Here is a 12,697-nt window from a genome sequence, read left to right on the forward strand (position 1 = left end):
CGAGGAATGAGCAGGCTGTTTAGAGACGTCGAGGGCGGGACGCTGTTCCCGCACGGAAGCGTGGTCTGCATCGGCGCCTTCGATGGCCTGCACCTGGGGCATCGGGCATTGGTGCAGCATGCGGTCGCGCGCGCGCGCGCGCTGGGGGTGCCGGCGGTGGCGGTGAGCTTCGAGCCACTGCCGCGCGAGTTTTTCGCCCCGGCCGCGCCGCCGCCGCGGCTGACCCTGGCCCGCGCCAAGATCGAAGGGCTGCACGGCTTCGGTGCCGACAGCGTGGGCATGATCCGGTTCGACGGTCGCCTGTCGGCGATGAGTGCCGAAGACTTCGTGCGTCTGGCCCTGGTCGGCCGACTGTGCGCCAAAGAGGTCTGGATCGGCCCGGAGTTCCGTTTCGGCCATCGGCGTGGCGGCGATATCGGCCTGCTTCGCTCGCTTGGTGCCCAATACGGCTTTGCAGCGGGCGAAATCGCGCCGGTGCACCTGCACGGCGAGCGCATCTCGGCCACGCGCATCCGTGAGCTGCTGGGCGCGGGCGAGTTCGCGCACGCCGGGCAATTGCTTGGCCGTCCGTATGCCATCGGCGGGCGGGTGGTGCGCGGCAAACAGCTTGGCCGCACCCTCGGCTATCCCACCGCCAATCTGCGCTTTCCGCGCACGCCGGCGCTGTCGGGCATTTACGCGACCTGGGTGCATGGCGTGGCCGAGCGGCCGTGGCCGTCGGTCTCGAGCTTTGGCACGCGCCCGACCGTGGCCGGTGTGGAGCCGCTGCTGGAAGCGCATCTGTTCGATTTCCAGGGCGATCTGTATGGCCGGCATATCGAGGTCGAATTCGTCGCCAAGCTGCGCGACGAAGAGAAGTTCGACGGCCTGGACGCGCTGACGGTGCAGATGCATCGAGATGCCGAGCAGGCGCGTGCGGTGTTGGACAGGCACGCAGTTTCTGCAACACATGCGAGTTCCTCGCAACAGCCCGCCTATGATGCGAGTCCCTCGCAAGAGCCGACCTATGATGCGAGTCCCTCGCAAGAGCCCGCACATCCATGTGCGGACTTATTAAAAATCCAGCGCAACGGTAGAGACCTGTGACCCAAGACTACAAAGCCACTCTCCATCTGCCCGCGACGGAATTCCCGATGCGCGGCGACCTGCCCAAGCGCGAGCCGGCGATGCTGGACCGCTGGGAGCGCGAGGGGCTGTACGCGCAACTGCGCGCCAATGCGGCAGGGCGCCCGCTGTTCGTGCTGCACGACGGCCCGCCGTATGCCAATGGCCAGATCCATCTGGGCCATGCGGTCAACAAGATCCTCAAGGACATCATCGTCAAGTCGAAGTATCTGGCTGGCTTCGATGCGCCCTACATCCCGGGCTGGGATTGCCACGGCCTGCCGATCGAGATCGCGATCGAGAAAAAGTACGGCAAAGTCGGCGTCAAGCTCGATGCAGCCGAGTTCCGCCAGAAGTGCCGCGAGTACGCCACCGAGCAGATCGATCTGCAGCGCCGCGATTTCAAGCGCCTGGGCGTGATCGGCGATTGGGACAACCCGTACAAGACGCTGGATTTCCGCTTCGAAGCCAACGAGATCCGCGCGCTGGCCAAGGTGGTCGACAATGGCCACCTGACCCGTGGCGTGAAGCCGGTGCACTGGTGCTTCGATTGCGGCTCGGCGCTGGCCGAGGCCGAGATCGAATACGCCGACAAGGTGTCGCCGACGGTGGACATCGCCTATCCGGCGCGTGATCCGGCGGCTGTCGCTGCCGCGTTCGGCGCCAGCCTGCCGGCGGGCGTGGGCGTGGCGGTGCCGATCTGGACCACCACGCCGTGGACACTGCCGGCGTCGCTGGCGGTGAGCCTGGGCGCGGAACTGGACTACGTGCTGGTCGAAGGCCCGGCCGATCGCGGCCAGCCGCGCTGGTTGGTGGTGGCCGAGGCCCTGGCCGGCAAGGCGCTGTCGCGCTATGGCGTGGACACGGTGGTGGTGCACGGCCATGCCAAGGGCGCGGCGCTGGAGCAGATGCTGCTGAACCACCCGTTCTATGCCGAGCGCGAGATTCCGCTGCTGCTGGGCGACCACGTGTCGGCCGAGGACGGTACCGGCGCGGTGCATACCGCACCGGGCCATGGCCAGGAGGACTACCAGGTCTCCAAGCAGTACGGCCTGCTCGAGCGTTACGGCGCGGCGCAGATCAACCCGGTGGACGGGCGCGGCGTGTACCTGCCGTCGACGCCGCCGCTGGGCGACACCGTGCTGGCCGGGCTGCACATCTGGAAGGCCAACGACATCATCATCGAGGCGCTGCGCGACACCGGCGTGTTGCTGGCGGCCAGCAAGATGGAGCACAGCTATCCGCATTGCTGGCGCCACAAGACGCCGATCGCGTTCCGTGCCACGCCGCAGTGGTTCATCTCGATGGAGCAGGCCAACCTGCGCGCCGATGCGCTCAAGGCCATCGACAACGTGCACTGGTATCCGTCCTGGGGCCAGGCGCGTATCGCCGGCATGGTCGATGGACGTCCGGACTGGACCATCTCGCGCCAGCGCACCTGGGGCGTGCCGATCGCCTTGTTCGTGCATCGCGAAACCGGCGAGCCGCATCCGCGCAGCACCGAGTTGCTGCGCCAGGTCGCCGACCGGGTGGAACTGGGCGGCGTGGACGTGTGGTACACGCTGGATGCGGCCGAACTGCTGGGCGACGAGGCGGCCGATTACGACAAGATCACCGACATCCTGGACGTGTGGTTCGACTCCGGCGTGACCCATGAAGCGGTGCTGGTGGACCGCGGCCTGCCCAAGCCGGCCGACCTGTACCTGGAGGGCTCCGACCAGCACCGTGGCTGGTTCCAGTCCTCGCTGCTGACCGGCGTGGCGATGGACAAGGCGGCGCCGTACAAGCAGTGCCTGACCCACGGCTTCACCGTGGACGAGCACGGCCGCAAGATGTCCAAGTCGCTGGGCAACGGCATCGAGCCTCAGGACATCATGAAGACCCTGGGCGCGGACATCCTGCGCCTGTGGATCGCCTCGGCCGATTACAGCAACGAGATGTCGCTGTCGCAGGAGATCCTCAAGCGCAACGCCGATGCGTATCGCCGCCTGCGCAATACCGCGCGCTTCCTGCTCGGCAACCTGCACGGCTTCGATCCGCTGCAGCACCTGGTGACGCTGGACGACATGGTGCTGCTGGACCGCTGGATCGTGCACCGCGCGCACGAATTGCAGGAAAAGATCGTTGCCGCGTATGCGCGCTACGACTTTGCCGAAATCGTGCAGGCGCTGCTGAATTTCTGCAGCGTCGACCTGGGCTCGCTGTATCTGGACGTGACCAAGGACCGCCTGTACACGATGGCCGAGGATGCACGCGGCCGCCGCTCGGCGCAGAGCGCGATGTATCACGTGGCCGAGGCGTTCGTGCGCTGGATCGCGCCGGTGCTGAGCTTCACCGCCGAGGAACTGTGGGGCTACCTGCCGGGCAAGCGGGTCGACAACGTGTTGTTCGCCACCTGGTACGACGGCCTGGCGCCGTTGCCGGCCGACGCCGCGCTGAGCAGTGCCGATGTCGACAGGCTGCTGGCCTTGCGCGAGCAGGTGGCCAAGGTGCTGGAGCCGATGCGTGCCAATGGGGCGATCGGCGCGGCGCTGGAAGCGGAGATCACGGTGGCCGCCGATGCGCAGACCGCCGCGCGCTGGCAGCCGCTGGCCGACGAGCTGCGCTTCCTGTTCATCAGTGGCGATGTGACCGTGACTGCGGCCAGCACCGACGACATCTTCGTCAGCGCGCAGCCGACCAGCAAGGCCAAGTGCGTGCGTTGCTGGCACCACCAGGCCAGCGTGGGCAGCGATCCGCGTCACCCGGAACTGTGCAGCCGCTGCGTCAGCAATATCGAAGGCCCCGGCGAGCAACGCCGCTGGTTCTGACGGTGTTGCGTGAAGGCGCGCGGCGGGCAGGTCCTGCCACGCGTTGTCGAGACCCCGTACGGGCTGCGTGCGCCTCTATCGCGGCATCATGGGCAGGCGCTGGTGCCGGATGACGAGTGCCTCGGCGCTGCACGCACGCCCTTGCTGAAGCGTGGCGCATACGGCACGGCGGGGCAGGGTAGCCGGCTCCGGTGCCCATGCCATCCTTGCCTGCCTGTCATTCCGCTTTCGTCAGCTTCATCTGCCACCGCCGTCACCTATCGCCATCCAGGCATCTTCTCCGACGTCGGAGAAGTCACCACCAACTGCGACCTTCCGACATGAGTCAACGCCCCAAACCCTCCGCCCTGATCTGGTTGCTGCTGTCGGCACTCGTGGTCGGGCTGGACCAGTGGAGCAAGGCCTGGGTGCTGTCCAGCCTGCCCGAATACACGCCGGTGCCGGTGATCGACGGCTTCTGGAACTGGTACCGCACCTACAACACCGGCGCGGCCTTCAGCTTCCTGAGCGATGCCGGCGGCTGGCAGCTGTGGTTCTTCACTGCGTTGGCGGTGGGCATCAGCGGCCTGCTGGCGTTCTGGCTGTCGCGCACCGCGCGTGGGCAGTGGCGCAGCGCGCTGCCGTATGCGCTGGTGATCGGCGGGGCGATCGGCAACGTGATCGACCGCCTGATGCACGGCCACGTGGTCGATTTCATCCAGTGGTACATCGGCACCCATACCTGGCCGGCGTTCAACATCGCCGACTCTGCAATCGTGGGCGGCGCCATCGGGATTGCGGTATTCGGTCTGTTCGACAAGTCCGGCAAGCAGAAGTCGGAAATCGGGAATCGACGCTGAAGTCGCGGCGCACCGGCGCCGCCCGGTCCCATCCTCCAGTCCCCATTCCCGTAGAATGCCCACCATGGATGTCCTGCTCGCCAATCCCCGTGGTTTCTGTGCCGGCGTCGACCGTGCGATCGAGATCGTCAAGCGTGCGATCGAAACGCTGGGCGCGCCGATCTATGTGCGCCACGAAGTGGTGCACAACCGTTTCGTGGTCGACGACCTCAAGCAGCGCGGCGCGGTCTTCGTCGAGGAACTGGACGAGGTGCCCGACAACGCCACGGTGATCTTCAGCGCACACGGCGTCTCGCAGGCGGTGCGTCAGGAAGCCGAGCGCCGCGGGCTCAAGGTGTTCGACGCGACCTGTCCGCTGGTGACCAAGGTGCATTTCGAGGTGGCGCGGCATTGCCGGGCCGGCCGCGACGTGGTGCTGATCGGCCACGCCGGGCATCCGGAAGTGGAAGGCACGATGGGGCAGTGGAGCCGCGAGCGCGGTCCGGGCACGATCTATCTGGTCGAGGACATCGAGCAGGTCGTCACGCTGCAGGTCCGCCAGCCGGAGAACCTTGCCTACACCACCCAGACCACGCTGTCGGTGGATGACACCATGGGCATCATCGAGGCCCTGCGTGCGCGCTTCCCGGCGATGCAGGGGCCGCGCCACGACGACATCTGCTACGCCACCCAGAACCGCCAGGACGCGGTGCGCGATCTCGCGCGCCAATGCGATCTGGTGCTGGTGGTCGGTTCGCCCAACAGCTCCAATTCCAATCGCCTCAGCGAGCTGGCCCGGCGCGACGGGGTGGAGTCCTACCTGATCGACAACGCTGGCGAGATCGACCCGGCCTGGATCGTCGGCAAGCAGCACATCGGCCTGACCGCCGGCGCCTCCGCACCACAGGTGCTGGTCGATGGCGTGCTGGCGCGGTTGCGCGAGCTGGGCGCTGAGGGTGTGTCCGAACTGGAAGGCGAGCCGGAATCGATGGTGTTCGCGCTGCCCAAGGAACTGCGGTTGCGTCTGGTCAGTTGACAGCGGGTGCTCCGGGCTGGCTGAGCCAGCGTCGAGTCGTTTGCGGCAAATCCGGGTGTTTCGCAGTTGCAGGTGGCCATCGTTCCAAGGCCACACCCCCTGACTCGAGGCCGGGATGCATCGTCCGCCGCCTGGCGGCGATTGACCCGGCACCGGCTCCGCTCCTACAATTCACGGCTCGCCGGAATAGCTCAGTTGGTAGAGCGGCGCATTCGTAATGCGTAGGTCGTAGGTTCGATTCCTATTTCCGGCACCATCGCTTCAGTACTGGGTCGACCATGGGTCGGCCCAGTTGCGTTTTGGGCCGATCACGCACATCCCGGCACTGCGCCGCCATATACGCCGCACATCACACAGGCCGCAATCGATGGCCGCAACCGCATCTTTTCCGCCCTGCGCAGCGCTGCGACAACATGTCGCACAGTTTTGCGCGCATTAATTGCGGCAGATCATTGCCGATGGGTTTCGTGCAGGTGCAGCAAAGTCTAAAATCAGGGAGCTAACTCGTGTCTTCGGTCTGCGTGGCTGCCTTCCCCCGGGAAGCGCGCCGTCAGGACGAGTCCACATGGATACGACGAACGAGGCTGGCGTTCCTTCGCACTTGGATCGACCGATGATTCCGTTGAAACATCTCGGGCGTGTACTTCGTCCAGGCCTGATGCTGCCGTTCCTGCTGTTGGCAGGCTGCAACTCGGCCATTCTCAATCCGAAAGGCCAGATCGGCCACGACGAGAAGCAGCTGCTGATCACCTCGGTCGTGCTGATGCTGATCGTGGTCATCCCGGTGATCGTGATGACGATTGCGTTCGCGTGGAAATACCGCGCGTCCAACACGAAGGCGCGCTACGAGCCGGACTGGTCGCACTCCACCGCCATCGAAGTGGTGGTGTGGTCGATCCCGTGCGTGATCATCCTGGTGCTGGCGGTGCTGACCTGGCGCTCCTCGCACGCGTTGGACCCGTACCGTCCGCTGGATTCGGACGTCAAGCCGATCACCATCGAAGCGGTGTCGCTGGACTGGAAGTGGATGTTCATCTACCCGGACCAGAACATCGCCACGGTCAACGAGATCGCGTTCCCGGTGCATACGCCGCTGAACTTCAAGATCACCTCCGATACGGTGATGAACTCGTTCTTCATCCCGCACCTGGGCACGATGATCTACGCGATGGCCGGCATGGAAACCAAGCTGCATCTGGTGGCCAACGAGCCGGGCGAATACTTCGGCCTGTCGACCAACTACAGCGGTCACGGCTTCTCGAAGATGAGCTTCAAGGCGCATGCGGTCGATCAGGCCGGCTTCGATGCGTGGGTGGCCAAGGTCAAGGCATCGCCGACTGCGTTGAACGCTGCCGAGTACCAGGTGCTGGCCGCCAACCGCAACGACAAGGAACAGTATCCGGTCACCTACTACTCGTCGGTGCAGGACGGCATGTTCCGCTCGCTCGTCGACAAATACATGAATGGTCCGGGCCATAACAAAGGCCATGGCGACCATCAGGCAGCGGCTGCAGAGCCGGTTGCCATGTGCACTTCTGGAGACAAGTGATGCTAGGCAAACTTACGATCGAGGCGGTTCCGTACCACGAGCCGATCATCATGGTCGCACTCGGTGGTGCCGGCCTGCTCGGCCTGCTCATCGCGGGCGCCATCACCAAGTACAAGCTGTGGGGCTACCTGTGGAAGGAGTGGTTCACCTCGGTGGATCACAAGCGCATCGGTGTGATGTACATCATCGTGGCGCTGGTCATGTTGCTGCGCGGCTTCGCCGATGCGGCGATGATGCGCACCCAGCAGGCGCTGGCGGGTAACGGCGGCGAAGGTGTGCTGCCGCCGCATCACTACGACCAGATCTTCACCGCGCACGGCGTGATCATGATCTTCTTCATGGCCATGCCGTTCATGACCGGCCTGTTGAACCTGATCGTGCCGCTGCAGATCGGCGCACGTGACGTGGCGTTCCCGTTCCTGAACTCGCTGAGCTTCTGGCTGTTCGTGGCCGGTGCGGCGCTGATCAACATCTCGCTGGGTGTCGGCGAATTCGCGCAGACCGGCTGGCTGGCCTACCCGCCGTTGTCGGGGCTGGAATACAGTCCGGGCGTAGGTGTCGACTACTACATCTGGGCGTTGCAGGTCTCAGGCCTGGGCACCTTGCTGACCGGCATCAACTTCTTCGTGACGATCATGCGGATGCGCGCACCGGGCATGACCCTGATGCGCATGCCGATCTTCACCTGGACCGCGCTGATCACCAACATCTTGATCATCGCCGCATTCCCGATCCTGACCGTGGCGCTGGCGCTGCTGGGTGCCGACCGTTACCTGGGCACGCACTTCTTCACCAACGACGGTGGCGGCAACGCCATGATGTACGTCAACCTGATCTGGATCTGGGGTCACCCGGAAGTCTATATCCTGATCCTGCCGGCGTTCGGCATCTTCTCCGAGCTGATCGCGACCTACAGCCGCAAGCGCCTGTTCGGCTACACCTCGATGGTCTACGCCACCTCGTGCATCGGCGTGCTGTCGTTCGTGGTGTGGTTGCATCACTTCTTCACCATGGGTTCGGGTGCCAACGTCAATGCCTTCTTCGGCATCACGACGATGATCATCTCGATCCCGACCGGCGTGAAGATCTTCAACTGGCTGTTCACCATGTTCCGCGGTCGTGTGCACATGACCTCGCCGGTGCTGTGGACGATCGGCTTCATCATCACCTTCACCATCGGCGGCATGACCGGCGTGATGCTGGCGATTCCGGCCGTGGACTTCGTGCTGCACAACAGCCTGTTCCTGATCGCGCACTTCCATAACGTGATCATCGGCGGCGTGGTGTTCGGCTACCTGGCCGGCCTGACCTACTGGTTCCCGAAGGCGTTCGGCTTCAAGCTCAACGAGAAGATCGGCAAGGCCTCGTTCTGGTGCTGGATCATCGGCTTCTTCGTGGCCTTCATGCCGCTGTACGTGCTCGGCTTCATGGGCATGACCCGTCGCATGAACACCTACAACCACCCCGAGTGGGCGCCGTGGCTGTACGTCGCTGCGGCCGGTGCTGCGATCATCGGCCTGGGTATCTTCCTGAACCTGGTGCAGATCGGTTACAGCGTGTGGAAGCGCAAGGAGCACATGGACTACACGGGCGATCCGTGGGATGGCCGTACGCTGGAGTGGGCCACCTCCTCGCCGCCGCCGTTCTACAACTTCGCCGTGCTGCCGCACATTGACGACCGCGATCAGTTCTGGGCCGACAAGCAGAACGGCAAGGGCTGGGTGCGTCCGTCCAAGTACGAGGCGATCCACATGCCGCGCAACACCGGGGCTGGCGTGTATATCGGTGCCTTCAGCGTGCTGATGGGCTTCGGTCTGATCTGGCACATCTGGTGGCTGGCCATCATCGGCCTGGTCGGCATGATCGGCAGCTTCATTGCGCGCACCTTTGATGACGACATCGATTACTGGGTGCCGGCCGACGAAGTGGAGCGCATCGAAAACGCGCGCTTTGCCCTGCTCGAACAGCAACATGCGGCGCAGGCCGCGAAGGTGGTATGACCATGTCTTCCTCGACCACGCTTGACCACGCCGCCCACGCGGGCGGCCACGACGACCACGAACATCACGACGCCGGTGGCAACACCGTCTTCGGGTTCTGGGTCTACCTGATGAGCGACTGCCTGCTGTTCGCCGGCCTGTTCGCCACCTATGCGGTGCTCTCGGGCGCCACGGTGGACGGACCGACCGCCAAGGAGCTGTTCGACCTGAAGTTCGTGCTGGTGGAAACCTTCCTGCTGTTGTTCAGCAGCCTGAGCTTCGGCGTTGCGATGATCTCCGCGCACAAGCGCAGCATGACCGGGCTGTACGCCTGGCTGGGCGTCACCGCACTGCTGGGTATCGGCTTCCTGTGCATGGAAGTGTGGGAGTTCAACCACCTGATCCATGAAGGGGCGGGTCCGGGGCGCAGCGCGTTCCTGTCGGCCTTCTTCACCCTGGTGGGCACGCACGGCCTGCACGTGGCCTCCGGTCTGTTGTGGATGGCAGTGCTGGTGATCCAGATCTCCAAGAACGGCCTGACCCCGCGCAACAGCACGCGTCTGGCCTGCCTGAGCCTGTTCTGGCATTTCCTGGACATCATCTGGATCGGTGTGTTCACCGTCGTCTACCTGCTGGGAGCGCTGTAATGGCCAATCACCACGCGCATGAAACCGCTGCCGACGCACATGCCGGCGGCCTGAAGTCCTACCTGATCGGCTTTGTGATGGCCGTGATCCTTACCGTCATCCCGTTTGCGATGGTGATGAGCGGGGCGTTCTCCAAGGGCGTCACCGTCATCGTGATCTCGCTGATGGCCGCAGTGCAGATGCTGGTGCACATGGTGTACTTCCTGCACATGGATCGCTCGCCCGAGCAGCGCTCCAACGTGCAGGTGGGCCTGTTCTCGCTGCTGATCATCGGCATCGTGATCGTCGGCTCGCTGTGGGTGCTACACAACATGAACGTCAACATGATGCATTGAGACGGCGCTGTGCCGGATTACGGCACGCCGGATCCAAGCATGCTGGACAAAAAGCCGCCGGGTCACCGGCGGTTTTTTTGTGTGTGAATCGCTGCGCAGCATGACCTATGGCATACGGGGAAGCGCGGGCAGGCGCTTAGCATCGTGGGCTTGCCTGTTCCAGGTCCCTGCGGAGTTGCGATGAAGATCCCCACCTTGTTGTCCGTGTCGTTGCTGGCGGCACTGTCGTTGCCTGCGGCCGCACAAACTGCCGCGCCGCAGGATGTGCCGTTCGAGGGCACCTTGAAGATCGACGTCGATGCCACCGATCTGGCCCATCGCATCTTCAAGGTCAAAACCACCATGCCGGCCCGGCCGGGCCCGATGACGCTGCTGTATCCGCAGTGGATTCCCGGCAATCACTCGCCGACCGGGCCGATCGACAAGCTCGCCGGTCTGGTGATCAAGGTCGATGGCAAGGTGGTGCCGTGGAAGCGCGACCAGTTCGATGTGTATGCCTTCACCGTGGACGTGCCGCAGGGCGCCAGCGAGCTGGTGGCCGAGTTCAAGTTCCTCTCGCCGCAGGCCCCCAACCAGGGCCGGGTGATGATGACCCCGGAGATGCTCAACCTGCAGTGGAACACCACGGCGCTGTATCCGGCCGGCGTCTTCGCACGTAACATCAAGGCCCAGGCCAGCGTCACGCTGCCAGCCGGCTGGAGCTATGCCACGGCGCTGGAGACCGACCGCCGGGTTGGCGACACGGTGACCTTCAAGCCGATCGACTTCGACGACCTGGTCGACTCGCCGATGTTCGCCGGCAAGTACTACAAGCGGGTGGAGCTGAGCGGCGGCAAGCAGCCGGTCTACCTCAACGTGTTCGCCGACGAAGCCAAGTCGCTGGAGGCCAAGCCCGAGCAGATCAAGGCGCATGCATCGCTGGTGCAGCAGATGGACAAGCTCTACGGCGCGCGGCATTTCGACCACTACGAATTCCTGCTGGCGCTGACCAAGAAGTTGGGCGGCATCGGCCTGGAGCACCATCGCTCCAGCGAAAACAGCGGCGTGCCGACCTACTTCACCGAGTGGGACAAGAGCTGGACCGGCCGCGACCTGCTCGCGCACGAGTTCAACCATTCCTGGAACGGCAAGTACCGCCGTGGCGCCGACCTGGCCACGCCCAACTTCAACGTGCCGATGGGTGACAGCCTGCTGTGGCTGTACGAAGGCCAGACCCAGTTCTGGGGCGAAGTGATGGCTGCGCGTTCGGGCCTGTGGACGCAGGATCAGGCGCGCGAGATGCTGGCCGGCGTGGCGGCGAACTACGAGCGTGGTCGCCCCGGCATGGCCTGGCGCACCGTGCAGGACACCACCAACGACCCGACCATGTCGATGCGCCGGCCCAAGGCCTACCGTAGCTATCAGATGGCCGAAGACTATTACTCCGGCGGCCAGATGATGTGGCTGGAAGTGGACAGCAAGCTGCGCGCGCTGACCAACAACAAGCGTTCCATCGACGATTTCGGCAAGGCCTTCTTCGGCATGAAGAACGGCGACTGGGACGTCAACCCGTACACCTTCGACGACATCGTCGCCACGCTCAATGGCATCGCCGCCTACGACTGGGCGAGCCTGTTGCGCAGCCGCATGGACGGGCATGGCTCCTTGAACGGCGGTATCGAAGCCAATGGCTGGAAGCTGGTCTATAACGAGGAGCCGAACCTGGCCACCAAGGCCGACGAGAGCGACGACAAGGACGCCAGCCTGACCTATTCGCTTGGCGTGTCCCTGAAGGCCTCTGGCGATATCAGCGATGTGCTGTGGGACGGCCCGGCCTTCAATGCCGGCCTGATCGCCGGCAACACCATCGTGGCGGTCAACGGCCGCGCCTTCAGCAGTGAGGTGATCAAGGACGCGATCAAGGCGGCCAAGGGCACCACCGCGCCTATCGAACTGCTGGTCAAGCGCCTGGACCGCTACGACACCGTGCGCATCGATTACCACGGCGGCCTGCTGTATCCGCATCTGGAACGCATCCCCGGCAAGCCGGATCGCCTGAGCGAGTTGTACAAGCCGCGCTGAGTGGCAGCCGCCCGCTCGCAGCCGTTGAAGCGGGCAATGGCAAGACCTGGAGCTGCATGACCGGCTGCGATCGATCATGTAGCTCCAGACATTGGTTCTGGTCGGTACCGATGCCGACCGACCAAAAGACAGCGCGCCAGCCAAACGCTCGGCGCCATCGATGTCCGAGCGAGAACGCAGCAGCAGGAATGCGCGGTTGCATCCATTCCAGCGCCGCCGCAGCCTGGCCGACTCCCGACTCCCGACTCCCGACTCCCGACTCCCGATTCCCGACTCCCGACTCCCGACTCCCGACTCCCGATTCCCGACTCCCGACTCCCGACTCCCGACTCCCGATTCCCGAATCCCGAATCCCGAA

The 12,697-nt window shown here is 64.5% G+C and carries 9 protein-coding genes and 1 tRNA gene; all 10 read left to right on the top strand.

Going from position 1 to position 12,697, the window contains the following annotated elements; all coding sequences use genetic code 11:
- The first annotated feature begins 6 nt into the window (after positions 1-6).
- The 10 genes from ABQ039_RS05995 to ABQ039_RS06040 all read left to right on the top strand — a co-directional run bounded on the left by ABQ039_RS05995 (position 7) and on the right by ABQ039_RS06040 (position 12,339).
- Positions 7-1,086 carry a bifunctional riboflavin kinase/FAD synthetase gene (locus ABQ039_RS05995; RefSeq protein WP_046342027.1) on the top strand — a complete coding sequence of 360 codons (1,080 nt, stop codon included), beginning with the start codon at positions 7-9 and terminating at the stop codon, positions 1,084-1,086.
- A complete protein-coding gene (gene ileS / locus ABQ039_RS06000; RefSeq protein WP_349778530.1) occupies positions 1,083-3,914 on the top strand; it encodes an isoleucine--tRNA ligase in 2,832 nt (943 codons plus the stop codon). The genes ABQ039_RS05995 and ileS overlap by 4 nt, the downstream gene beginning before the upstream one ends.
- Before the next feature lie 320 nt (positions 3,915-4,234).
- Positions 4,235-4,753 (top strand): signal peptidase II, encoded by a 519-nt coding sequence (gene lspA / locus ABQ039_RS06005; protein WP_349778531.1) that lies wholly within the window; start codon positions 4,235-4,237, stop codon positions 4,751-4,753.
- Positions 4,754-4,817: 64 nt separating this feature from the next.
- On the top strand, positions 4,818-5,768 hold the full coding sequence (gene ispH / locus ABQ039_RS06010) for a 4-hydroxy-3-methylbut-2-enyl diphosphate reductase (RefSeq protein WP_184611083.1): 951 nt from the start codon (positions 4,818-4,820) through the stop codon (positions 5,766-5,768).
- Positions 5,769-5,948: 180 nt separating this feature from the next.
- Positions 5,949-6,024 (top strand) — tRNA-Thr (locus tag ABQ039_RS06015).
- A gap of 357 nt (positions 6,025-6,381) precedes the next feature.
- Positions 6,382-7,317: a ubiquinol oxidase subunit II gene (cyoA, locus tag ABQ039_RS06020; RefSeq protein WP_024940071.1), complete on the top strand. Its 936-nt coding sequence runs from the start codon at positions 6,382-6,384 to the stop codon at positions 7,315-7,317.
- Positions 7,317-9,317, top strand: a complete 2,001-nt coding sequence (gene cyoB / locus ABQ039_RS06025; RefSeq protein WP_039511404.1) for a cytochrome o ubiquinol oxidase subunit I — start codon at positions 7,317-7,319, stop codon at positions 9,315-9,317. Before cyoA ends, cyoB begins: the two co-directional genes overlap by 1 nt.
- Positions 9,314-9,943: a cytochrome o ubiquinol oxidase subunit III gene (cyoC, locus tag ABQ039_RS06030; protein WP_006450194.1), complete on the top strand. Its 630-nt coding sequence runs from the start codon at positions 9,314-9,316 to the stop codon at positions 9,941-9,943. Before cyoB ends, cyoC begins: the two co-directional genes overlap by 4 nt.
- Positions 9,943-10,278 carry a cytochrome o ubiquinol oxidase subunit IV gene (gene cyoD, locus ABQ039_RS06035; RefSeq protein ID WP_006450195.1) on the top strand — a complete coding sequence of 112 codons (336 nt, stop codon included), beginning with the start codon at positions 9,943-9,945 and terminating at the stop codon, positions 10,276-10,278. Before cyoC ends, cyoD begins: the two co-directional genes overlap by 1 nt.
- Before the next feature lie 180 nt (positions 10,279-10,458).
- Positions 10,459-12,339 carry a M61 family metallopeptidase gene (locus tag ABQ039_RS06040; protein ID WP_184611081.1) on the top strand — a complete coding sequence of 627 codons (1,881 nt, stop codon included), beginning with the start codon at positions 10,459-10,461 and terminating at the stop codon, positions 12,337-12,339.
- Positions 12,340-12,697 lie beyond the last annotated feature (358 nt).

This window comes from Xanthomonas sp. WHRI 6108 (assembly GCF_040202385.2).
Lineage (GTDB): Bacteria > Pseudomonadota > Gammaproteobacteria > Xanthomonadales > Xanthomonadaceae > Xanthomonas > Xanthomonas arboricola.

Bases quoted from the DNA above. Each gene is read 5' to 3' on its own strand.
- lspA (WP_349778531.1), top strand. From the start codon at position 4,235: ATGAGTCAACGCCCCAAACCCTCCGCCCTGATCTGGTTGCTGCTGTCG.
- cyoA (WP_024940071.1), top strand. From the start codon at position 6,382: ATGATTCCGTTGAAACATCTCGGGCGTGTACTTCGTCCAGGCCTGATG.
- ABQ039_RS05995 (WP_046342027.1), top strand. From the start codon at position 7: ATGAGCAGGCTGTTTAGAGACGTCGAGGGCGGGACGCTGTTCCCGCAC.
- ABQ039_RS06040 (WP_184611081.1), top strand. From the start codon at position 10,459: ATGAAGATCCCCACCTTGTTGTCCGTGTCGTTGCTGGCGGCACTGTCG.
- ispH (WP_184611083.1), top strand. From the start codon at position 4,818: ATGGATGTCCTGCTCGCCAATCCCCGTGGTTTCTGTGCCGGCGTCGAC.
- cyoD (WP_006450195.1), top strand. From the start codon at position 9,943: ATGGCCAATCACCACGCGCATGAAACCGCTGCCGACGCACATGCCGGC.
- cyoC (WP_006450194.1), top strand. From the start codon at position 9,314: ATGACCATGTCTTCCTCGACCACGCTTGACCACGCCGCCCACGCGGGC.
- cyoB (WP_039511404.1), top strand. From the start codon at position 7,317: ATGCTAGGCAAACTTACGATCGAGGCGGTTCCGTACCACGAGCCGATC.